Here is a 24,826-nt window from a genome sequence, read left to right on the forward strand (position 1 = left end):
CTTCGTCCCGGACGAAGGCATTGTTGCTTTTACTGAAAATCAATTAGAGTTGCCCCTAACAAAAAGAGAGAAATTCGCAGGAATTTCTCTCTTTTTGTTAGGGGGTATGTACTGTTAATTTTTCAAGATCCAGGCGGTGGTACCGGCCAGTTCCGTAATAGCGGTAGCGCTGGCTACTGCTTCGGCCCGATCGGCAGAACCCGAGGCTGCCACTTTATAAAGCTGGCCTTTAGCGGCAGGCATAATGATGAAAGCGTCTACATACCCGGCTTTGCGTAACTGACGACGAAGCCGAAGCGCATTCCGTTTGCTGGCAAAGCTACCGGCAATGACGGTGAAGTGCGGACCTGTACGAACCGGCTTGGCAGCTACTTCGACAGGTTGTTTACTAACCGTAGGCGTGGCAGCTGGCTGTGTAGCGGGTTCCGCTTTGGCGACCGGCTTCGCCACAGGGGCTACATCGGCTGGCAGGTTCACTTCAGGTTTTGCGGCTGTCGCTGATGGGTTCGGAACGGCTTTCTCTACAACAACTACTTTAGAAGACTCAGTATTGGGGGCTGATTTGGAAAACCAGTTGTCAGGGATGCGGAACAGATTGGCCGGGTCAACGCTACTTTGCTGAGGCTGACCTGGCTTGATGACCGAGAAATAACTAACGAGTCCTAACGAGCCGACCAGTAGCGTGGCTGCTGCAATGCGCCAGTAGGGGCGGGCCGGGCGCAGGGGCGTCAGGGTAGCCTCTTCATCGCGAACGAGAACGGGCCCGGCAGCCGTAACCGGAACCGCTTCGATGGACGGCTGGGGCTGGAGTTGACGATTGATGGCTGTTGCCGAGATGGCACTCATTCCGTACGCTTCGCCGAAGAAGTTATGGCGCAGGTTTGGTTCAAACTGTAACCGGCCCTCGTCATTATGACTGAATGACCCAATACCGTCCAGTTCGAACCGGTCGGTTAACTCGACCTGACTGCGCAGCTCGCTAACAAACTGACTGATATGGCGTTGGGCCAGTTCACGAGTAACCGGCTCGTGGAGCATGATGTAGTTGGCCAGAATACCATCGTCCAGACGAAGTGCTTCGTTGAAAGCAACCCGCTTGCGGGGAGGTAAAAACAGACCACTCTCTTCCGTAAATGAGGCTGGTTGGTAATGGGTCAGAAAGGCTCCCAGTTCAGGTACAACCACACAGTCGTACTGATAAAGAAGCTTTTTGAGGTACTCATTAACGGATGCCATAGTGTCAGGGGCAGGATTAGAACGAATAACTGATTCCTCCGAGAAAGTTAAGGCCTTGTACCTGATAATACAAATATCGCTGGTACTGCTGGCCAAAGATATTATTTAACGCGACAAAAGCCGAAACCTGCTTACCCAGGAAATAATCGATCTTGACGTTGGCATCATAGATCGGTTCGAGCGTGTAGGTAAGGTTAGAGGTGAAGTTTTTATTCTTGATCCCTTCGTAGAAATACAGGTCGGCCGTGATAAATAATTTTTTGTTCAGCACGTAGGAGTTAGTCCAGGTAGCGGCAACGCGCGGGCGGCCCCAGGCTTCGTCGAGCCGCTCAAGACCGTAGCGAAAGAAATCGCCCCGAAGCGACGAGCGGAACTTGTCTTTCTGGGCATAGGCCAGTTGAGCCGAAATGGTCAGTACTCTCGACACTCCACCATCGTAGAGAATAAAAAATTTGGTAGTGTCGGGAATGCTGTTGTTAAAGGTAGAGAAATTCCGGTAGCTGGCATAGGAAACCTTGCCTTCATAGGAGAAGCCTCCCCCCAGATTTCCTTTCGAGCCGCCGTAAATGTCCAGTGACTTAACCGTGTTGGCCAGCAGTACTTCCGGAGCGAGCCATCGGTTCTCAGTCAGGAACGAGCGCAGGGTATTTCGGTTGATATCCCCGTCGACCCCAGCAAAGAAATGGATGTTTCCCGTTGGCACAACATCAATATCAAGGACAGGAAACGCCCGCGTGCTGTTGATCGACTGTCGTTTATCGGTCTCGTTAACGGCGTTGATCCCCGCCGTGACGGTCAGAAATGACGAGCTGTATTTAAAGGTGGGCTTTACCCGGAACAGATTCCGGTTGTCGACGATAGGGCCGTCAGAACGCTGGGTCACGTAAGCGTCAGCGGCCACCAGTGCAAAAACGTTGTCTGTAATACCAAGCGACGCGTTGAAGTTAGTGCCCCAGTCCGTCTCAGCCGCGTTGAACCGGTCGCGCAGGGAGGTGATACCGGTTTTCAGCGAGTAGTCGATTGCATTCTCAGCATTGGCGTTCTCGATACCAAGCCGGAAGTTGAGTGTATTCAGTCGCTGCCGGATCCGGTCCGGGTTGAAGTCGGGCCGGGCCGCGTACTCACGGCTATAGCCATAAAAACCGTAGGCGTTTCGGTCGAAACCCAGATCGGCCTGAAACTTAAACGCATCGGTCAGGTATTTGCCCGTTACGTTCAGGCGGGTATCGGCCTGCGCTGAATTTTTACCGTCGACGGGGCCGATGCCGGACGACAAATGGCGGGCCGAGGCTTCGAGCGACAGGTTCGACAGGTTGTTTAGCCCTACGAAGCCTTCACCAAAAAATGAGCTGTAGTTACCGGCCCCCAGCTTTACGTAGTTATCATAAGCCGGATTTTCGTCAGGAGCGGTAGTGGCCGGGGCTAACACGCCGGGTGTGATCCGGGGATCGCCAACGGTCAGTTTTCGATCTTCAAATTCGTACGTCAGCTTACGCTGTTCGGTAGACGGCTTTACCGAAGGAATTTTGTTAAAGAGCCGGTTGGCCGGAGGAAGCTCAATCTTCCGGCTTTTTTCTACGGTTATTTCCTGGTTATCGATCTCGCCTTCCTTTACGGGTCGGGTTGGCCGGGGCTGCTGTGCTAACACGGCCGCAGAGACGAAGAGCAGGGGGAGGGTATGTAAGGGACGTACAGTCATAAGGGATGCACGATAAACTGACAAGGCTAAACGATGAATGATACCGTGGGCAGGGCCTGGGTCGATGCCTCGTTTAGCTGCTTCGTTCATCATTAATTTTTGCTGTCGAGCGTGGCTAGTTTCTGTTTGGCTTCAGCGACGATGGTTTGGTCGGATGAGTTTTCGATAATGGAGTTGAGCACGGCTTTGGCCTGAGCGGTTTCTTCCAGGGCTACATTGTTATCGGCAACCAGCATGAATGCTTTTCCTTTCCAGTATTCAAAATCGCCAAACTGTTCGTTGAACTTCAGCAGCGAAGCAATGGACTCTTTGTACTTCTTCTGTTTATAGAGAATATCGCCGAGGTAGTACAGCGCTTCAGCTCCGTTGACATCTTTGCCCAGGGCTATGGTTTTATCCAGTTCGGTTTGGGCCGTCTTGTAGTCGCCTTTGGCGAACGCCACTTTACCAAGCATCAGCTGAGCCCGGTTTTGCGCACCCGGCACAACGTTACCGCCCGTAACGACGTCGCGGGCAATGGCAGCGGCTGAATCAGGCTTTGGCATGGCAAAGTACGTATCCATCAGCCCCAGCTGGGCCGTTACCTGAGCGGCTTTATCGTCGGCTTTGCTGATAATCAGCTGGTAGTTACGAATAGCGCGCGGGTAGTTTTTCTGCTGGGTCTCCAGCTCGGCCGCCCGGGTGGCTGCCCGAACCAGGAAGCTGGACCGGTTATCGGTAATAATCTGGTTAAAGTAACGCAGAGCGTTGGTTGCATCGTCGGTTTGCCGGTACGATTCGGCCAGATAATACCGGGCTTCGTTCAGGTTAGGACTGGCTGGGTACTCCTGCAGGAACGCGATGAACGACTGGATAGCCTGCGCATATTTCTCGTTGGCGTATATGTTACGGGCGTTTTCGAACTGCACCCGCTCCACATCTGTACTCCCCGGGTTGCTCTTTTTATACTGCCCCAGCACCTGCGAGAACTCCTCGGGTCGACCGGCGTCGTTGAGCGTATTCTGAATACCCAGTAAAGCACTTTGAGCCTGCTCGGAGTCGCCGTAATTGTCCAGAATTCGTTTGTAATCCGCTACGGCGGGGTCGTACTGTTGCAGGTTACCGTAAGCAATAGCCCGTTTCAAGAGCGCAGCCGGCACCAGTTTGCTATTGGGTTTACCGTCGATAAGCTTCGAGAAACCACGAATAGCTACCTGATAGGCGCCTTTTTCAAAATCTACGTTGGCCGTCTGGAACAAGCTCTCGTCAACGAATCGCGAGTTGGGAAACTGACGCTGTACCTGGTCGAACTGCGCCTTGGCTTCGGCATCCCGACCTACATAGCTGAGAATGACTGCTTTCTGGTAAGCCGCGTAATCTTTGTCCGGGGCGTTACGGGCGATGGCCTGATCGTAATATCGCATGGCATTCTCGTACTGCTTGCCGGCAAAATAAGCGTCGGCCAGCCGGATCGTGGCGTCCAGTACCTGTGCCTGCTCGTCATTGTCGGCTTTCCGGCTCACGAAGTCACGGAAGTAGGGTAGGGCCCGGGCGTAGTCTTTCTTATTGTAATAGGCGTAACCCAGCGCATACAGGCTTTTGGACGCATACTCACCCGCTCCTTTGGCAATACTGGCATATAACGGAATCGCTGTATCGTATTGTTTCCCCGCTGAATAGGCCTCCGCTTTCCAGAACTGAGCCGCCTGCTGCAGCGCATTATCGACCGGATACCGGAGCGATTTGTCGAGGTTGGCTACCGCCTGGGGGTACCGCTCGGCGTTGAACTCATTGACACCCTGATTATAGGTCAGGCGCTGGTACGTTGTATTGATCCTGGGAGTCCGGCGTTTCAGTCCTTCAATGTACGCGATAGCCGCCGGGTAATTGTTGGATGCGAAATAGGCTTCGCCCACCAGCTCGTTGGCTTCGTTCTCAAACTTGCTGTCGGGATACTGTTTCAGGAACGCTGTGAGTTCCTTTACGGCATCGGCGCCGTTGTTCTGATCAACGAGCAGCTTGGCATGATTGAACCGCGCTTCTTCCTGAATATCCCGATTGAACGACAGCCGTCCGGCCTGATCAAAGGCGTTGAGGGCGTAGGTAGGATTCTGTGTCTGGAGATAGCTTACCCCAAGGGTATAGGCGGCATACTGGGCGGTTGTGTCTTTCCCCGTTGCCAGCGATTTCAACTGGGTGATGGCATCAGGATAGGCCCCCGTCCGGAAGAGCGACTGTCCGTAACGGAACCGTACGGCCCCCGGTGCTTTGGCTCCCGCAGCGGCTATGTATTGCTTATAATAGGGGATAGCCTTCGCGAACTGATTTTGCTGGTAATAGACTTCGGCCGTAAACAGCGCTACTTCGCTCAGGCCCGCCCCGTTTGAGCGCCGGAGCAGGGGCTCAGTATAGGCCAGCAGGTCGTCGAACCGGCGTTGTCGGTAGAGAGCCTGCGCAATCCAGTTAGGCACCTGGTTTTGATAGATCGGATTGGTTTCAACGCGCCGGAAATCGGCCACGGCTTCGTTGAAGTTCCGATTCCGGAAGTTGATAACCCCGGCATAGTAGGAAGCCGCGGGAGCGTCGGTCGAGTTGGGGTCGAGTTTTACCTCATTCAGCAAAGGCAATGCCCGCTGCAGATCCTGGGTGTTGTAATAAGATAACGCCAGCTGATATTTATACCGGCTGTTGTTTCCACCCTGAGCAACCGCTTTCTCAAGAAAGCCAATGGCTTTGGTGTAATCTTCACGGGCAAAATAATAGGAGCCGAGGTCGCCGTAGAGCTGACTGGCTTTAGGATGGGCGCTATGGTTTTTGACGAAGCGATCGACCAGCAGTTCGGCACCGGGCTCATCGACATACAAGCTGGTCAGCGCGATGTAGTATTCGGCATCGACGGCATTCTGATCGTTGGTGTTGAGCAGCGTACTGGCGCCCTGGCCCCGGCGGGGTTCGAGATACTGCCGAAACTCATACCGGGCTGCGGCATAGTTACTGCGTTCGAAAAGTTCGAGACCGTTGCGGTAATGGTAATCGGGTTCCTGGTAACTCTGGGTTCGCTGGGCCAGCGCCGACAGCGTAGTAAACAGCCCAAAAGTCAGCAGACAGAGTTGTCGACAGCGCTGACGGGATTGGGAAGGATGATGGGGCATAGTTGATTGTTGCTAAAATTAGTACCCGGAAAGACGCAGCCCGCAGGAATCATTGGGAGCGCTCCGTGTATGTCTAATGTTCCCGGCAAGGGGTTTTGTAACGGTTATTTCACCCAGAACGTCGTAACTTCGCCGACAAAATGACAAAGTTCAATTCAATCTGGACAAAAAACGAAGGTATTCCCGTTTCCGTATGAAAAAAAACGCCCGGCTCTTTTATTTACTTACTGTCTGGACACTTTTCGCTTCTCTACAAACGCTTGCTGTTCCACGCTTCGTTACCGATGAAAATCTACCGGCTCCGGCCCCTGGCATCTCCTACGTGTTGTCGATGCCAGAGCCCCAAACCCACTACTTTGAGGTAGAAATGCAGCTGAAAAACAGCGCATCAGCCACCAGTGCCAGGAAGAATGGATACGTTGATATCAAAATGCCGGTCTGGACGCCCGGCTCGTATCTGATTCGGGAGTACGCCAAAAACGTGGAGGCTTTTTCGGCTTCGGCCGCCGGGAAACCTGTTCGCAGCGAAAAGGTCCGCAAAAATGCCTGGCGCGTTTACTCCACAGACGATAACCTGACGGTTAAGTACCGGGTCTATGCCAACGAGCTAACTGTCCGGACGAGTTTAGTTGACGCTGACCACGGCTATGTAACGCCAGCCAGTGTGTTTATGTACGTGGAGGCCCTTAAAAATCAGCCGCACCGCGTGGTGGTACAACCCTATAAGGACTGGAAGAAAGTAGCTACCGGACTGAAGACCATCAGCGGGTCCCCCTATACGTACGAAGCCGCCGATTATGACCTGCTGGTCGATTCGCCGATCGAGATCGGGAATCATAAAACGTTCTCTTTCACCGCTTCCGGTATTCCGCATACGGTGGCAATGTTTGGCGACGTGACCTATGACGAGAAGCGTCTGGCCGCAGATTACACCCGGGTTTGCGAAACCGCGGCCTCGGTAGTTGGCGAGCATCCCTGTACCGATTATACATTCATTGTCCATCACATTCCGCAGGGCGGGGGTGGTCTGGAACACCTGAACTCCACTACGCTCGAAACCTACCGGACAGCCTACGCCACCGAAGCCAGTTACAAAGGATTCTTCACGCTGGTAGCCCACGAGTATTTCCACCTCTGGAACGTAAAACGAATTCGGCCGATCGCGCTGGGGCCCTTTGACTACGACAACGAGAATTATACAACCATGCTCTGGTTGTCGGAGGGCTGTACATCGTTCTACGAAGATTATATTCTGCGCCGGGCCGGCTTCCACAGTCCGGAAGCGTATCTGGGTATTGTGGCCAATGATATCACCCAGATCGAAAATCAGCCGGGTAGCCGTGTACAATCCGCATCAGAGTCGAGCTGGGACGCCTGGATTAAAGGATACCGGCCGAACGAGAATTCGGCCAACACGACTATTTCGTACTATAGTAAAGGATCGGTGCTCGGAACTCTGCTGAATCTGACCATCCTGGCCGGCAGCAACGGCGCGCGCAACATGGATGACCTGATGCGGCTGCTCTATACCGAGTACTACAAAAAGCAGAAGCGCGGGTTCACCGATGCTGAATTCCGGCAGGCAGCTGAACAGATGGCCGGTCGGAAACTCGACGATTTTTTCGGTACGGCAGTCAATAGCACCAATCCAATCGATTACAATTCTTATTTCGCTCCGGTCGGTCTGCAGCTGACCAACGTAGCCGGGCGTACGCAGGATGGTTTCCTGGGTGCCGGCACTACGGTTCAGAACGGAAAAGTGGTGATCTCGAGCGTTCGGCGTGGGTCGGCCGCTTATACAGATGGGCTGAACGTTGGAGATGAAGTGCTGGCTGTTGACAGTGTACGGGTGGGTGATGATCTGCTGCGGCTAATTAGCGGCCGCCGGGTCGGCGACAAGCTGGACGTACTCGTCAACCGAGCTGGCCTGGTTCGGAAGTTGACGATAACCCTTACGCAAAACCCACTGGTAAGCTACAGACTGGAACCAGTCGCCAACCGGACAGACGCCCAGAAAGCGTTGTTTAATAAATGGCTGTATATCAAATAGGGTAAGTTGACCCCCACTAGGGCAAAGCGGCTTTGGCATTCTAATGTCAAAGCCGCTTTGTTTTCTGATTGTAAACGTGATTTACTAGACTGTAAAAACTATTGAAACTCATAGGAAGTATATTATGTATAACTAATGGAAACTTAAAAGTATATTAAGTATATATGTTTTAATATTTGTAAATATAGGGTCTTTTTGATTATTGCCGTTTATCTTTAAGTAAAAAGCCTGGATCAACGCTCGCTAAATCATTAGGCAATGACTACTATTGCTGGATACATGTGGACTATATGAGAAAATTATATAGCCTGATAGTCCTTTTATTGGTGTTGGCAAGTGCTGACGAAGCACAGGTATGGGCGCAGAAACCCTCAGGGTCGTCTGCGCCCATACCTGTGCCCGCCGTATGTGGCACCGTTACGCCCGCTAAAGGTCGGGCAGCAGAACTAAACCGACTATCTAAACTGGCGCTGGGCATAAAGCAGGCTAACGCGGCCGTCAACACAATTACTCATCTGCCCATTCGCCCTCATATCTATCGGCGTAGCAATGGCACAGGCGGATTTAGTCTGGCTGCACTCAACAATGTAATTGCCCTGACCAATTCGTACTACCTGCAAAACGGGTATGGCCTGCAGTTTTATCTGGCCGGCACATCACCCAACTACATCGACGATGACGCGCGGTATGCAGTGTTCAACTATACCGACGAAGAGGGTATGGTCGGGTCTACCAGCGTCAACAATGCGCTGAACCAGTATTATGTACAGGATTTTAGTAATGGAATTGGCGGGTATGCCTATTTCCCGGAGAACCTGCTGCAGACAACCCGCTCCTTTATACTGGTTGGTGGACCAGAAACGGAGAATGACCTGGGTAACCGGCTGATACCGCACGAGCTGGGTCACAACTTCGGTCTGTTGCATACGTTCGAGCGAGCCATTGCTACCGAACGGGTAACCCGCAACCCAAGCGAGGTTTCTCCGCGCTTGCCAGCCAACTGCACAACGGCGGGCGATTTCGTTTGCGACACCCCGGCCGATCCGTTCGGCCTGCCGGGCGCCAGCACAGCCAACAGTGCTACTCCTTCCTGCCTTACCTATACCGGCACCACCCTGGATAGTAATGGCGACGCCTATAGTCCGCTGCTCACCAACATCATGTCTTATTACTTTCCGTGTAAACATGATTTTACACCGGGACAGTACGATCGGATTCAGGAAGCGCTGGCCCTGCGCGAAACGCACACGGCCTACTCCCTGACCTTTCCGCCTACCGTGGTTCCGGCTGTGACGAACCTGCAGGCGTCGGTCGGTTTGTCAGGCGCTATTGTCCTCAGCTGGCAGGATAATGCCAGCAACGAAATGGGGTATTTTATAGAACGGGCAAGCGCTGCCGCCGGGCCGTTTATTGCCATTGGTGGCGTAGCGCCCGATGTCAGCGTGTTCGCCGATGCCCGGGTAACTACCGGTCAAACCTACTATTACCGGGTGAGGCCCTCCAATACCAGCACGGGCGCCCTGAGTACGGTAGCTACAGTCACCGCTACAGGCACTCTTTACTGCCGGCCTGGGTTCAGCTACGGCGCCAGCACAACAGAACCCGACGGGCTGAACGCCGTATTCCTGAACGGAGAAACGCTGAGCACGCAATCCGGGCCTGCAGCCAACGGCTACAACGAATACAGGCCTTCGTCGCTGACTGTCGTTCCGGGGCAGGTGTGTAATCTGAACGGCTCCTTTCTAAGCACAACCCAGCAGGAAGGCATTTCCGTATGGCTCGATACGAACCGCAACGGCGTATTTGAAAGTGGCGAGCGGGTTGCGTCTGGCCTGTCGACGAGCCAGTTTTCGTTGAGTCTGACGATTCCGGCCAGCGTAACAGCCGGGCAGCTGGCTATGCGCATCATTGTCTTACCCAACAACATCGCCAGCGCTACCGGCGCCTGCGCCAACTACACCTACGGCGAAGCCGAAGATTACTCGATTACGGTACAGACGGGGGGCTGTGCCATACCGACTGCGCCGACGGCCAATCCAGGAATTACTACGGCTTCTTTATCGTGGTTACCAGCCAGTGGCGCTGCCAGTTACGCCCTCCGCTACAAACTTGTGAACAGCCCGACCTGGATCAATCTTTCGCCGACCACCACCCCGACCTACTCGTTAACCGGTCTTGTGCAGGGAACCGCTTACCAGTGGCAGGTACGGTCTGACTGTGGCGGCAATGGATCGCCCTGGGTGGGGCAGCTCTTCGTTAGTCTTTGTCCCAACGGTCCGGTCAGCACAACAACATCGGCGCTTACCGAACAATCGGCAACGCTGAGCTGGACCGGTGGCTACGTCCCATACGAAGTGCGCTATCGAACAGAACCAGAGGGCGCCTGGCAGCTAAAGACGGGCATAACGACAACCACGTTTAACCTGACCGGCCTCACATCGGCTACTACGTACAGTTGGCAGGTACGCAGTCGATGCTCAGCGGAGGGCGGTTCGTTGTATACTTCCCCAACCAGCTTCACGACGCCGGGCTATTGCCGTCCCGTATTCGGAGCGGTTACCAACTGCACCGATGGCGACGCTATTACGTCGTTTATCCTGAGCAGCACGGCACTGAGTCTAAACTCGGGTTGTTCGGCGGGAGGATACGGCTCGTTTACATCGGTATCGGCTACCGTAAGAGCCGGAAACAGCTACACATTTACCGGTACAACGGCTTCCAACCTGTATGCACCCGGGCAGGGCGTGGCCGTCTGGATCGATCTGAATCGTAACGGGCAGTTGGAAACCGGCGAGCGCGTTTATGCCATGACTGAACTGATGCCCGTAGGGCAGACGACATTCAGCGGGAGTTTCAGCATTGCGTCCGACACCGGGCCGGGGCTGCTCACCATGCGGGTACTACTGGTGTATGGGCAAATCCCATCAGCCAGTTGTGGCAACTATAACTACGGAGAAACCGAAGATTACCGGCTACAGGGAGAAGCGAACTGCCTGAGTATGGTCTCGGTGAAAGATGGAAACTGGAACGACCCTACCGTCTGGTCCTGCGGTCGGGTGCCAACGGCGAACGACCTGATTGAAGTCAGTCATGTGGTTAGTTTACCGGCAGGCTATACCGGTCATGCGCAGCGTATTCGTATCAACACCGCCCGGAAACTGGTATACGGCACCGGTAGTCAATTGCGGATTGGGCAGGTCAATTAAATCGGAAGGTAACGTAATCAAAAACGCAGCGAGACGTCTGTCAAAGAACGGACGTCTCGCTGCGTTTTTGATTTTTGTAGGCAAGTTGCTAATCAGTAGATTATACGTCTTCTGGTAGCACGGTCCGGCTATCACTTCGGGGTTATGCCTCGCCCACCAGCATCAGCGCACCTACCGTTACGTTGCTCGTTTCATCGATCAGGATCGCACCACCGGTGGCGCGGTTCTGTTGATAAGGATCAAAGCTTACCGGCTGGGCGGTGCGTAAGACAACCCGGGCCAGGTCATTGAGCGCCAGGCTTTCTACGCCCTCTATTTTTTCGTAGGTGTTTACATTGAGCTGGTGTACAATCTCCCGTACGGAGCATCGGGTCCGGGCGGTGCCAACCTGCAACACGTATTTACTGCCTACCCGAAGTTCTTTGGTATCCATCCAGCAGAGCATGGCTTCTACCGTTTGGCTGGTGAGTGGCAGGCCGTCGGAGCGAACCAGCAGGTCGCCCCGGCTGATGTCAACGTCCGTGGCCAGGTGAAGAACCACCGACTGCGGAGCCGTGGCTTCGGTCAGGTGCTGCCCGGCAATTTCAATGGCGTCGATCGTGGAGGTTTCGCCGGAGGGGAGTACGGTGATCGAGTCGCCCGTGCGAAACAACCCACTGGTAATTTTACCGGCATAGCCCCGGTAGTCGTGGAGTTCGCTCGTCTGGGGCCGGATTACGTACTGCACCGGAAAGCGACCGGCTGCACCTGCGTCTGCACTGGCTACCTCATCTACCTCGATGGTTTCCAGATGATCGAGCAGCGTTAGGCCATCGTACCAGGGCATCGTCGTTGATCGGTCAACTACGTTATCGCCGTTCAGCGCACTGATGGGGATGTAGGTGACCTGGCTGACGTTCAGATTCCGGGCCAGCTCGGCGTACTGAATGCATATATCCGAAAAAACATTCTGCGAATGCCCCACCAGATCCATTTTGTTGACGGCCACTACAATGTGAGGAATACCGAGCAGACTGGCAATCAGGGAATGACGCCGGGTTTGCTCAACGACACCCTGCCGGGCATCGATCAGCACAATAGCCAGCTGACAGTTCGAGGCACCCGTTACCATGTTGCGCGTATACTGGATATGCCCGGGGGCGTCAACGATGATAAACTTCCGTTTCGGCGTCTGGAAATACCGGTAGGCAACGTCGATCGTGATGCCCTGTTCGCGCTCGGAGCGTAGCCCGTCGGTCAGCAGAGCCAGGTCGACGGTTCCATCGTCTCGGCCTTTGGTTGCGCGCTCAATAGCTTCGAGCTGATCGGCCAGAATGGATTTGGAGTCGTAGAGCAGTCGGCCAATGAGCGTACTTTTTCCATCATCGACGCTGCCGCAGGTTATAAAACGTAAAAGATCCATTGTAAATGAGTGAAAGATGGATGAAACAGCCAGGTAGGCAAGTGAGTCGGCAGACGCACCTGGTTACCGGTTTACCCAATCATCCAATTAAAAATAGCCTCCTTTTTTCCGGTCTTCCATTGCCGCTTCGGAGAGCTGATCGTCCATGCGGGTTTCGCCCCGTTCGCTGATGCGGGTGGCCTGAATTTCGGCGATAACGGCATCCAGCGTGCCGGCCTCAGACTCAGACGCGGCTGTGCATGAAATATCACCCACCGTGCGGAACCGTACGGTTCGGGTAACGAGCTGATCGTCGGCTTCGGGTTTGATAACCCCACCGGCCGTGGCCATCAGCTTGCCATCCCGAACGAGTAACTCGCGCTCGTGGGCAAAATACAGGCTGGGTAAGGCGATATTCTCACGCTGAATGTAATTCCAGACGTCCAGTTCGGTCCAGTTAGAGATGGGGAATACGCGCACGTTTTCTCCTTTGTGGATACGCCCGTTGTAAAGGTTCCACAACTCGGGACGCTGCCGTTTGGGGTCCCACGAGCCAAACTCATCCCGGACCGAAAAGACCCGTTCTTTGGCGCGCGCTTTCTCTTCGTCCCGTCGGGCACCGCCGATGCAGGCGTCGAACTCAAACTCTTCGATGGTGTCGAGCAGGGTAAACGTCTGCAGGCCGTTACGGGTGGCGTTGCGACCGGTCGGCTCCTTCAGCTTTTTAATCCGGATCGTATCTTCTACGTAGCGAACAATAAGCCGTTCGCCGATCCGGTTGGCCAGCTCATCGCGAAAGTCGAGAGCCTCCTGGAAATTATGCCCCGTGTCGATATGAAGCAGCGGGAACGGAAATTTGCCCGGCCGAAACGCTTTGAGGGCCAGGTGAACCAGCGTAATAGAATCTTTACCGCCCGAGAATAACAGCGCCGGCCGCTCAAACTGCCCGGCTACCTCCCGCAGGATATGAATCGCTTCCGATTCGAGTTGATCGAGATAATCCATGTTTAGTGAGTGAGTTAGCGAATGAGTGAATTAGTGAATACAGACCAGGTCGCCACCATTCGCTTATTCATCAATTTATTCATTCTCTCATTTAGCGTGTAGCCCGCATTCTTTTTTTGAGTTGTCTTCCCACCACCAGCGGCCGGCCCGGAAATCTTCGCCTGGCTGTATTGCGCGGGTGCACGGCTGGCAGCCAATACTGACAAAGCCCCGGTCATGGAGCGGGTTGTATGGTACGTTATGGTCTTTGATGTACTGTTTTACCTGCTCGAAGGTCCAGTCCATCAGTGGGTGAAACTTGAACAGGTTGTGCGAATTGTCCCACTCGAGCTGCGTCATGGTCTGCCGGTTGGGCGACTGCTCGGCGCGTATGCCCGTGATCCAGATTTTCTGACCGGCCAGCGCGCGGTTGAGGGGTTCTATTTTCCGGATGAAACAGCACTCCTTCCGGTTTTCGACCGAGTCGTACATACTGTAGGGTCCCTTGCCGGTCATCAGGCTTTCGACCGATTCCTGTTTGGGGAAATAGGCTTCGATTTTAGCACCGTAGCGGTCGTTTGTTTTTTTCCAGACCGAGTAGGTTTCGGAAAACATGCGGCCCGTATCGAGGGTGAAGATGCGGATCGGGATATCGTTGGCCAGAATCAGGTCGGTGATAACCTGATCTTCGTAACCCAGGCTGGTTGAAAAGACAACCTGTCCGGGAAACTGGTCGGCCAGGGTCCGTAGCGCTTCAACAGGGTCCTGGCCGCGCAGTTGCTCTGCCAGGATGTCTAGTGTGGGGGTGTTTGGTTCGGCAATCATAGTTGTATGGCCTCCAGAACCGCAACGGACCTCGACGGGCCCGTCCGATTCGATTACTGTAATTTAACCGCTTTGCCCGTTTTGGCTGATTGGCGCGCGGCATCTAAAATTTCCATGACAATCAGGTTGTTCTCTACCGACGTAAGTTCGTCTGGTTTGGTCTGTCCCCGCAGCAACTGGGCCAGATACGCAAATGGATCAGCCGCCGGGGCGGCCGTGGCGGGAGCTTCGAGAGCCTGTTCGGCCTCTTTCTCTGTCCGCCGGATACGCATGCGCGACTTGTCGAGGGTGAAGACAGAGCCGGTCTGGCCGTATACCTCCATATCTTTCCGAGCATAGGGCCAGTTCCAGGACGCCTGAATGACGGCCTGAGCCGTTGGGTACGTCAAAACGATGGTCGCTTCGTCATCTACCTTGGGGTAAATGTCGGGTTTGATCTGCTGAGTAACGGCCAGAACCGATGTAGGGCGCTGGCCTCGCATGAGCCAGGTCGACAGGTTGGCCCCGTAACAGCCAAAATCAAACAAGGCACCCGCCCCATTGGTGGCCGGGTCGGTAAGCCAGACCAGAAACTCGGGCATAACCCCGATTTCTTTTGGCCCCTGGTGGCCGTCGTGGACAACAATCTTTCGAACATCGCCAATGGCTTTATCGCGATGCGTGATGCCGTAAGCGTGGTGATTGCTCGTATACCAGGTTGTTTCGTAATTGGTAAGAAGCTGTACGTTATGCTTTCTGGCCAGGGCTGCCATCTCTTTTGCGTCAGCATAGCTCGTGGCCAGCGGCTTCTCGACCATGACGTGGATGCCCCGCGGAGCGCATACCTTCACCGTTTGCAGATGATCAACGATCCGGCCAAAATCCGTTACGGCTTCTGGTTTGGTTTTGTCGATCATTTCGACCGTGGTGTTGTAGACCAGACTCATGGGCAGTTTGTACTGCTTCACAAACCGCTCAGCCAGCTCCCGATTCGGCTCGGCAATGCCGACAATTTCGATACTCTTTCCGTTTAGTCCCAGAATCTGGTGGACGTGTGAATGGACCAGACCGGCCACGCCCACCCGTACTTTGCCGGACGTAGTTTGCGCGCCCGCTGCCTGAGCGAGTATGCATATGGAAAACAACAGGACTAAACGACGAATCATGAGCGTAGGGATTTATGGGTTATGGGTATAGTACTACCAATAAATCCGTTAGGCCCGTTCCTTTACTATATCGGCACTGACCGTTAGCGCCTGCCCGAAATCGGCGATCAGGTCCTCGACCGCTTCCAGACCGACAGAAATCCGGATCAGACCGGGCGTAATGCCCAGGGCGGCTTTTTCGTCGGGTTTCAGTTTGGCGTGGGTGGTCGTGTTGGGGTTCGTTACAATCGTGCGCGAATCACCCAGGTTAGACGAAAGGGTGGGGATCTGGAGAGCATCGAAAAACGCGCTGACCCGGTCGAAACCACCTTCGAGTTCAATGGTGATGATGGCTCCACCCGCACTCATCTGTGCTTTCGCCAGTTCGTATTGCGGATGCGAGGGCAGGAACGGATACAACACCCGATCAACCTCGGGGTGCGCGTCGAGGGCTTCGGCCAGCGCCAGGGCATTGCGGCAGTGGCGCTCCATCCGCAGATCGAGGGTCTCGAGACTTTTGGATAATACCCAGGCGTTGAACGGCGAGAGCGAAGGGCCCGTATGGCGCGCAAAAAACCGGATGGGCTGAATCAGGTCGGCCCGCCCTACCACGATACCACCCAGCACCCGCCCCTGGCCATCCATAAACTTCGTGGCCGAATGAACCGAGAGGTCGGCTCCCAGATCGAGCGGGGTTTGCAGGATGGGCGTGGCGAAGCAGTTGTCGACGTTCAGAATGAATCCGTATTTCGCTTTCAGCCGGGCCAGCATGGCCAGGTCAACCAGCTCGAGGCCGGGGTTGGAGGGGGTTTCCAGATACACCATGCGCGCGACCGGCCGATCGGCGGTGGGCTGTATGGCGGCTTCCCAGTCGGCCTCGGTAGCGGTGGCGTCAACGTAGGTATGGGTGATGCCCCACTTGCTCAGAATCTGGGTGATGATCTGGTGAGCCGAGCCAAACAGCGCGCGGCAGGCTACTATGTGATCGCCCGACTTGAGCAGGGCGGCCATACTCGCAAAAACGGCGGCCATACCCGTGCCCGTGGCAATACCATCTTCCGCATTTTCGAGCATGCATACCTTCTCGACAAACTCCGATACGTTGGGGTTTGAAAAACGGCTGTAGATGTTTCCCGGCTCGGTTTCTTCGAACAGTGCTTTTCCCTGTTCAGCACTCTCAAAGGCGAAACTGGAGGTCAGGTACAAAGGAACCGAGTGCTCGCGGTTGAGCGACTTCGGGGTTTGCGTCCGGATGGCTTTGGTTTGTTTTTGCATGCTTTACTCCCGAACCCAACGGTTCGGCTGAAATCGTATAGAATGGAACGAAGTCGGCTACCGTTAGGTGGCGTGACTCAAAAAAACAGGATAATCTTTCGCAGGCTGACCAGGATCACGACAATGCCTACCAGCACCATCATCGTTTTTACGGGTAATTTCTGGGCCAGTTGAGCCGCAATCGGGGCGGCAATCATACCGCCCAGAATCAGCCCTAAAATAACCAGCCCGTAATTGCCCAGGCCAGCGTACAGGGCGAAAACTACAGAACTGGAGAACGAAACAAAAAATTCAGCCAGGTTCACCGAGCCAATCGTATAACGCGGGTGCCGACCGGCAGCAATCAGCGTTGAGTTCACAATGGGGCCCCAGCCACCACCACCAATGGCATCGACAAAGCCGCCGAACCAGGCCAGCAACCCAATGCGTCGGACGGGCTTTTTCTTAATTCGTTTGACGAGGGCTTTCCGGATGATGAGCGCGCCCAGTATGGCCGTATAAACCGAAATGGCTGGCCCCAGGTACTTGGATACGATCTCAAGGTCTGCGAGCTGGGTAATCAGGAATGCGCCCAGGGCGGCTCCGATCACACCCGGTATCAGCACCACTTTGAACAAACGGCTGTTGACGTTGCCAAACTTAAGGTGCATGTAGCCCGACACGCCCGAGGTGAAAATTTCGGAACTGTGAACGCTGGCCGTGGCAAACACGGGACTGATACCAACGCTGGTCAGAAAGGTTGTAGCGGTTACCCCATACGCCATGCCCAGCGCTCCGTCGATCATCTGCGCCGTGAAACCGGCCAGGATGAAATAAAAGATATCCGGCGACAGATCGATGGCCGTAGCCATAACTGTTAGCCGATCGAGGGTAAAGTAGCTGAATAGCAGGTGGCCAACGACCATCAGCGCCAGGGCTGAGAAGACGTAAACCGCAATCTCTGTGCGCGTTCGCCGGCGTAACAGATTGGCATACCGCTGCCGGACCGGTTTGTGAACGCGTACGCCAATGCCCGGAAACTCCGCCCGCAGCCGGTCGGCCTGCTGTTCGGCGTTTTCACCCTCCAGCGTGACAGTCAGGCCGGTAAGGTCGAACGAAAACGGTTTGCCTGGCAGCGGGTCAGTACCTGACGAAGGCGTCACTATGTCGTTTGATTGCATAGTGTTTAAATCCTATCGAGATAATAGATTAATATACTTATGAAAAACGGCACAAGTCCGTGCCGCTGTTGAGATGAAGGGTAGCCGCAAAGGTAAGCAGAGGAGGGGCAAAGATGCAAATCGGCCGACTGGTGTTCAGCCGGTTCGCAAAAGTTCGGCGATCAAAATACCGAGGTACGTACCGATTGCGTTCCCGAGCGTGCCGACCAGCACGGCAGGTAGCTGCAAATCAGGTCTGCCCAGGCTTTTGGCGAGCGCAAGCGCCGAAGTAGCCCCGCCAATATTAGCCTGGGAGGCAATACCCAGCACGGCCCAGTCCTGCCTGAATAGCGCACCGATTCCGAACAGAATGCCACCGTGAACGAGCACCAGCAGCAAAATCATGCCAAACAGAATAATGGCCAGCTGGCCATCGCGAAGCAGGGCGGCTATATCGCAGTAGGCACCGATAACGGCCAGGAATATATATATCCCAAAAAGGCCCAGAAGTCGGCTACCCCGTAAGCGATTAATGGCTCTGAACTGAGCCAGCACCAGCGCCATGGTTGTCAGAATAAGCACGAAAGGAACACCCGGAACGACCGCGGCTAGCTGTTTCGAAAGGAAAATAGAGCCTATACCCAATGCGAGCAGCAGGGCCAGATCGTTGGGTGTCATGGTTTCAGAGTCCTGGTAAGGATTGCCACCACCCTTGTCTGTCGTGTCCGTTTGGGTCGTGGGGAGTGTACGCGGAAAACGCTGCTGCAAAAAGCGGGGCACGGCCAGCGTCACGATCATCCAGAGAGTTGTCATGATGTTATCGGCTGCTGTGGAAGCAATGAACAGATTGCCTGCTTTGGAAACCCCGTAATGAAGGGCCACGGCATGGAAATTGACACTCCCCCCGATATAGGTGCCCGTGAACATGCCCGCCAGAGCGTAAAACAGCGTTCCGATTGTCTGGGGTGCAGAAAAGGCCCAGACGCTGGTCAGCACACCGATAATTGTGCCCACGGAGCCGATCAGATACATAGTCAGCATCGGCAGGCCGGCTTGTCTGAGGTCTTTCAGATTAACACTGAGCAGCAGTAAGAACAGCGAGAATGGCGCGACGTAGCCAAAGATACCTTCGTAAATGGGGGTTTCGACGGTGGGAATGATTCCAAGATTGGCTTCAATGGCAGTGACAACGATGACCAGCAGAGCTGTTCCGATGTGATGCAGACCAGGTTGGCGGGCCAGCCATTCGCAGATAACCACATTCAGACAAAGAACGAATAGGATGAATAGTGAATCAAACACAGGAAAAGATAAGTCTTGGGTTGGTAAATATACTTAATAGACTGTTGTTCGGGTAATTGGCTGATTCAGTCAGCCCAAATATCATTAGGCTATTGGTGTAATATGTAAAATATTTACTAGAAAAAATCGGTATTTGCCCAACAAAGATGTTATTTGCAGTAAGTTTCACTACTTAATTTTAACTAAGTTTAACACATATGAACAGAAAATTACTACTGAGTTTGTGTTTGTTTTTGGGCTTAGCAACACTGGCAATGGCACAAAATCAGACGCTTACGGGTAAGGTCTCTGACCAAAAGGGGAATCCATTACCCGGTGTATCAGTGCTGGTGAAGGGAACTACTCAGGGCGCTACCACCGACGCTGACGGAAATTACCGGCTGAGTGTTCCCGGTAACGCACGGGTTGGTTTCAGTTTCATCGGCTTTCTGAGCCAGGAAATTGCAGTGGGCTCACAGTCGACCCTTAACGTTACCCTGGCCGAAGATACGCGGCAACTGGAAGAAGTAGTTGTATCCGGTCTGGCTACGACCGTAAAGCGATCTAACCTCGCTAATGCTGTAACCCGGCTCGACAGCAAGGACCTGACCGGCGCAACGAGCCCGGTTACTACGGATGCCGCGTTCCAGGGGAAAATTGCCGGTGCCAACATCGTGTCGAACAGTTCGGTACCGGGTGGTGGCTTTAACGTACAGTTCCGGGGTGTTTCTACCCTCGGCGCATCGGCCTCGCAGCCCCTGTTTATCGTAGACGGTGTCTATATTGACAATGGTCAGTATTCAAACGGGCGGTCGGCTGCCAATAAAGCGGCTGCGGGTTCGGCTCAGAGCACACAGGATAATAACGCCAACCGCCTGGCCGATTTGAACCCGGATGACATTGAAAGCATCGAAGTGCTGAAAGGCTCTTCGGCGGCTGCTATTTACGGTACCCGGGCTAATGCCGGTGTGGTCATCATCACGACCAAACGGGGTAAAGGTGGCAAAACAACCGTTTCGTTCGGACAGGATCTGGGCTTCAGCAAAGCACTCAGCTACTACGGAGGAGCCGACTGGACCGAGCAGAAACTGACCGATTACTTCTCGGCATCGGAGATTCCGCAATTGCAGGCTGCGCGGGCCAACGGTACCTATACCGACTGGGAGCGGGTGGTCTATGGCGGCACCGGAGCGATCCGCAACACCCGGCTGGGCATCACGGGTGGTAACGAAAAAACCAAGTTCTACGTAAACGGCAGCATCTCCGACGAAACTGGTATCATTAAAAATACAGGCTTTCAGCGGTACTCGATCCGGGCTAACATTGATCATAAACTGACCAACTGGCTCGACTTCAGCATCAACTCGAACTACATCGTCAGCAACAACGACCGTGGCTGGACCGGTAACGATAACTCCTACATCAACTACGGTTATTCGTTGCCCTATACCAAGCCGTATATTAACCTGTATCCTGATGCCAACGGCCGTTACCCCGACAACGGATCGGGCGTAGGGGAGAACCCGCTGGCCGTTCGCGACCGGGCTATCAACAACCAGAAAAACAACCGGGTGCTGCAGGGCTTTACCGTAAACGCCCGGGCTATCAACACCGCCAAATCGTCGCTGACGTTCCGGGTGAACGGTGGTCTGGATTACCAGAACGGGTTTGCCACTATCTGGCTGCCTTCCGATCTGCAGTCGCAGCGGCAGGAGGCTAACCCCGGCTTTGCGCAGGATACCCGCACGGAGGTATTCAACTCCAACGTACAGCTGTCGGCCATCTATACGCAGGCGGTTATGGATGGTCGGTTGAATCTGACAACCTCGGCGGGCGCTGTGCGGCTGTTCAAGTACCTGCGCTCGAATTACGTGCGGGGTACAGGCCTGCCCGCGGGTGTGTCGAACCCATCGCGTGGTAAGGTAATCGACGGATTCGTCGAGTATCAGGAAAATACCGACGTGGGTGTGTTTGCTCAGCAGGATGCCAACTTCGAGGACAAGGTGATCGGTTCGGTTGGTATTCGTTTTGACAAATCGACACTCAACAGCGAGTTCGATAAATTCTATGCGTTTCCGCGGGCTGCCCTGGCGGTCAACGCGGCTCGTTTCGGTACCTGGGCCGGCAATACGGTTAGCCAGCTGAAATTCCGCGTAGCCTACGGGCAAACGGCTGGTCTGCCGACGTTCGGTACAACCTATTCGCAATTGCAGGTAGTGGGTATCGGCGGTCTGGGCGGTCTGGTGCCATCGACGGTGCTGGGTAACACCGCCATCAAGCCCGAGCGTGCAACTGAGCTGGAGTATGGTATCGATTTCGGCCTGTTCAACAACCGGGTAACGGGCGAATTGACGATGTACAACAAGAAAGTATTCGACCTGATTCAGCCGCTGACGACCGCACCAACAACGGGTGTAACCTCGACCCAGATTAACGCAGCTGACCTGACCAACAAAGGGGTAGAAATATCCTTGGGCGCTGATGTTGTCCGGAGCAGCAACTTCAGCTGGTTTGTACAGCCCATTTTCTGGTACAACCGCTCAAAGATTACCCGCCTGGCCATTCCTGAGCGCTTGACGGGTGGTTTCGGTGCTACGTTCGGTCAGTGGCGCGTGAAAGGTCCCGATCCCGATGGGACCACCTATTCGCCAACGCAGATCGTAGGCCAGCCCCGGACCGATCCGGCCAACGCCACCTCCTGGACGAGCTACGGCGACGCTCAGCCGAAATACGAGCTATCGCTGAACAACCGGATTACGTTCCTGAAGAACTTCGAATTTTCGGCGCTGCTCAACTACCGGCACAAGTTCACGGTCGTGTCACTCACCCGCGTCCTGTGGGATGAAGGCGGCAACACCTACGACTGGAATGAGACGGACGACGCTGGCAACGATGGTAAAACGCCGAACGGTATCTACCGGCAAAACGCCAACGGACTGGACGAAAGTGGCAACCCCAAGCCTGGTTATAACCCGGGTATCTACAGCTTCCTGAAGCTGCGCGAGGTTTCTCTGTACTACCGGATTCCTGCGCCGGCGCTGAAGCGTGTGTTTGGCAATGTTGTCAGCAACATTCGGGTCGGCGTATCGGGTAACAACGTACTGCGCTGGACCGACTATACGGCTGGTTACGACCCCGAGAACTCGAACTTCGGATCGCTGGCCCTGGGTGGTGGTGTCGACCTGGGTTCTACGCCCGCCGTTCGTCGGATGATGTTCCACCTCGCTGTTGACTTCTAGAAACGACCGAAATGCAGTCAGACGTACGTTCACGTTCCTAAAAATGAAACTCATGAAAAAACATACATCAATTGTGCTCACCAGCCTGCTGGTGGGTGGCCTGACGGCCTGTAATCCGCTCCAGACGGAAGAGGTCATTGATCCAAACTTCCCCAGCGTAGGGGCTGTAACCAACAATGCCACCAAAGCCCAGCTGGACGCGCTGTCGGTCGGTCAGTTTTCGCTGGCCCGGAATGGCTTGTCTACCTACCTGCTGGTAACCGGAACCATTGGTAAAGAGCTGTTCAACTTCAACGGTACCGAATCGCGCTGGATGACGGAGTTGAACGGACTGCGCCCCATCGACAACTCGGCGTTCTACAACACCGCCACCACCGGGTTCGGGTTGCCCGTTCGTCAGGCCAATATCACCCTGGCGGCTACCAACAACACCAGCTCCGTGTCTGACGCTGAAAAGAACGCGTACCGGGGCATTGCCAACACCTTCAAAGGACTGGCTTACCTGCAGATGCTGAATGCTCAGGGAACGAACGGTGTCCGTCTGAACGTGGAAGATCCGTTTAAACCAAGCAAAGCAGCTACCTACGCTGAGTCACTGGCTGGTATTGCCAAGTTTCTCGACGACGGGGCTTCGCAACTCGATCAGGCGGGGGCTGCTTTTCCGTTTTCGCTGCCATCGGGCTTTGCCGGGTTCACGACCCCGTCAACGTTCAAGCGGTTTAACCGAGCCATTGCCCTTCGCGTTGCCATCTATCAGGCCGACTGGGCGAAGGCCGCTACACTGCTGCCCCAGACGTTCTACAGCGCGACCGGCGACCTGAATGCAGGCCCTCGTCATACCTACAACCCAACTCCGCCCGATATTCAGAACCCATTGCTGAATACCTCGTCGAGCCAGATCGTAGGGGTTAAAGAGGTGTTTGATGCGGCTGAAGCCGGGGACAAGCGGCTCTCGAAAGTCCGGAAGCAGGCTACTCCGCTGAACTACACATCGGGCGTAACCTACAGCACCCCTTACCTGACGAACATGTACACGAGCGGCAGCGACCCCATTCCTATTATCCGGAACGAAGAGCTGGTACTGATTGCTGCCGAGATTGCGGCTCAGCAAAACAACGCAGCGGAAGCTACGCGTCTAATCAACGTCATCCGGACGGCGGCTGGTTTGCCTAACTACGCCGGAGCCACCACGAAAGATGCGCTGATCAACGCCATCCTGAAAGAGCGGCTGTACTCGCTGTTCTACGAAGGTCACCGCTGGGTCGATATGCGTCGGTACAACAAACTGAACGAGATCATTCTGCCGGTAGCCAACATGAAGGTGCTGGAGCGGCTCGAGCGGCCGGTGGCCGAAGTGAACTGGGACAAGTTCAACCCATAGACTGAGCTTGATTTACGCTTCACCAGGAGTACGCAGACTGAAAAGTATGATGTACTCCTGGTGATTTTTTTTATTCTCAACCTAGCCGTGACGGGTAATTGTGTACCAATTCAGAAAATACCAAAGTGCCACCATAATGATGAAAATGCCAATGGCTATTGTGAAATTCAACCACCGGTTGGTCGTTTTCTCATTGAGCCAGAAGTACAATGACACACATTGAATGACTAAAATACTGAGCAGGATAGGGTGAAAAAGTCGGTTATTGGCTTCCAATATCCTAAAATATAATAATATGGGTGTCAAGACTGTTGATGACACACCCAAACGACGAACTACATTCTTGAGACTCAGTGTGGTTGTCATTTTCGCTGAAGTTTCAGAATAGATTTCTGTTGTCTACGCTAGTTAGTAATCCTTTAGTGACGTAGAATAACAGGAAGTTATGAATTAATTGTTGCAATTGCAGTTAACTTCGATGTCTCTTGTGCATTGAGTGCGTGCATTCTCAACTGTATTATCCCAAATTGTCGCGGCTATCAGCACACAACTACCACCTGTTACTAAGCCGGACAGAAATGATACTATCTGCGCTGGTACAGCCCCTGCAGGTCCAACTACAAAAGAAGGAGCGGTTATGGTTGCTGAAACATAAACCTTAGTTTCCGCAGTTACCTTACCTACTCAAGATAACAATCTTCATTAGAAAAGAAGCATATACTGAACTTTCAGTATATGCTTCTTTTCTAACATGAGTCATCCCGAATTTTAGGGAGTTGACAAAAAGGAACCTCCTTTCTTAGCTTTGAGCATCACCACAACGCCAAAGCCAGAAAGGAGGTCTTTTTATGTCAACGACATGCTCACAAAAAAAA

Annotated in this window: 14 protein-coding genes; 4 read left to right on the forward strand and 10 right to left on the reverse strand. The window is 54.1% G+C overall.

The genetic code is table 11. The features are described from left to right. Positions 1–114: 114 nt before the first annotated feature. From EQG79_RS29925 to EQG79_RS29935, 3 genes are all read right to left on the reverse strand, one after another. A complete protein-coding gene (locus tag EQG79_RS29925) occupies positions 115–1,236 on the reverse strand; it encodes an HU domain-containing protein (protein WP_077919830.1) in 1,122 nt (373 codons plus the stop codon). Between the two features lie 16 nt (positions 1,237–1,252). Beyond that, the gene (locus EQG79_RS29930) at positions 1,253–2,935 is read right to left on the reverse strand and encodes a TonB-dependent receptor (protein WP_129606798.1); all 1,683 of its coding nucleotides are present in this window, start codon (positions 2,933–2,935) and stop codon (positions 1,253–1,255) included. A gap of 92 nt (positions 2,936–3,027) precedes the next feature. Beyond that, positions 3,028–6,066: a tetratricopeptide repeat protein gene (locus EQG79_RS29935; RefSeq protein ID WP_077919828.1), complete on the reverse strand. Its 3,039-nt coding sequence runs from the start codon at positions 6,064–6,066 to the stop codon at positions 3,028–3,030. Positions 6,067–6,259: 193 nt separating this feature from the next. Between EQG79_RS29935 and EQG79_RS29940 the strand changes: the two genes are divergently transcribed. Both EQG79_RS29940 and EQG79_RS29945 read left to right on the forward strand, forming a co-directional pair. Continuing rightward, complete coding sequence (locus EQG79_RS29940; protein WP_129606801.1) at positions 6,260–8,116, forward strand: M61 family metallopeptidase; 1,857 nt, start codon at positions 6,260–6,262, stop codon at positions 8,114–8,116. Between the two features lie 395 nt (positions 8,117–8,511). Then, positions 8,512–11,322: a GEVED domain-containing protein gene (locus EQG79_RS29945; RefSeq protein ID WP_165358988.1), complete on the forward strand. Its 2,811-nt coding sequence runs from the start codon at positions 8,512–8,514 to the stop codon at positions 11,320–11,322. Between the two features lie 142 nt (positions 11,323–11,464). Here the strand turns inward: EQG79_RS29945 and EQG79_RS29950 are convergent, their stop codons facing one another. The 7 genes from EQG79_RS29950 to EQG79_RS29980 all read right to left on the reverse strand — a co-directional run bounded on the left by EQG79_RS29950 (position 11,465) and on the right by EQG79_RS29980 (position 19,352). Beyond that, the gene (locus EQG79_RS29950; RefSeq protein ID WP_129606805.1) at positions 11,465–12,724 is read right to left on the reverse strand and encodes a sulfate adenylyltransferase subunit 1; all 1,260 of its coding nucleotides are present in this window, start codon (positions 12,722–12,724) and stop codon (positions 11,465–11,467) included. A gap of 87 nt (positions 12,725–12,811) precedes the next feature. Beyond that, on the reverse strand, positions 12,812–13,708 hold the full coding sequence (cysD, locus tag EQG79_RS29955) for a sulfate adenylyltransferase subunit CysD (RefSeq protein ID WP_129606807.1): 897 nt from the start codon (positions 13,706–13,708) through the stop codon (positions 12,812–12,814). Positions 13,709–13,795: 87 nt separating this feature from the next. Beyond that, entirely contained in the window at positions 13,796–14,512 is a 717-nt protein-coding gene (locus tag EQG79_RS29960) for a phosphoadenylyl-sulfate reductase (protein ID WP_129606809.1), read from the reverse strand. A 53-nt stretch (positions 14,513–14,565) separates the two neighbouring features. After that, positions 14,566–15,657: a Gfo/Idh/MocA family protein gene (locus EQG79_RS29965; RefSeq protein WP_129606811.1), complete on the reverse strand. Its 1,092-nt coding sequence runs from the start codon at positions 15,655–15,657 to the stop codon at positions 14,566–14,568. A 48-nt stretch (positions 15,658–15,705) separates the two neighbouring features. Next, complete coding sequence (locus EQG79_RS29970; RefSeq protein WP_077919821.1) at positions 15,706–16,911, reverse strand: trans-sulfuration enzyme family protein; 1,206 nt, start codon at positions 16,909–16,911, stop codon at positions 15,706–15,708. A 77-nt stretch (positions 16,912–16,988) separates the two neighbouring features. After that, complete coding sequence (locus EQG79_RS29975; protein ID WP_077919820.1) at positions 16,989–18,071, reverse strand: sulfite exporter TauE/SafE family protein; 1,083 nt, start codon at positions 18,069–18,071, stop codon at positions 16,989–16,991. Between the two features lie 135 nt (positions 18,072–18,206). Beyond that, positions 18,207–19,352, reverse strand: coding sequence for a DUF819 family protein (locus EQG79_RS29980; protein WP_129606813.1), 1,146 nt, complete (start codon positions 19,350–19,352; stop codon positions 18,207–18,209). A gap of 254 nt (positions 19,353–19,606) precedes the next feature. Between EQG79_RS29980 and EQG79_RS29985 the strand changes: the two genes are divergently transcribed. Together EQG79_RS29985 and EQG79_RS29990 are read left to right on the forward strand one after the other, a co-directional pair. Then, a complete protein-coding gene (locus EQG79_RS29985; protein WP_236648610.1) occupies positions 19,607–22,570 on the forward strand; it encodes a SusC/RagA family TonB-linked outer membrane protein in 2,964 nt (987 codons plus the stop codon). Between the two features lie 52 nt (positions 22,571–22,622). Next, on the forward strand, positions 22,623–23,951 hold the full coding sequence (locus tag EQG79_RS29990; protein ID WP_077920087.1) for a RagB/SusD family nutrient uptake outer membrane protein: 1,329 nt from the start codon (positions 22,623–22,625) through the stop codon (positions 23,949–23,951). Positions 23,952–24,826: the final 875 nt, after the last annotated feature.

Source organism: Spirosoma sordidisoli (assembly GCF_004138325.1).
Taxonomy (GTDB): domain Bacteria; phylum Bacteroidota; class Bacteroidia; order Cytophagales; family Spirosomataceae; genus Spirosoma; species Spirosoma sordidisoli.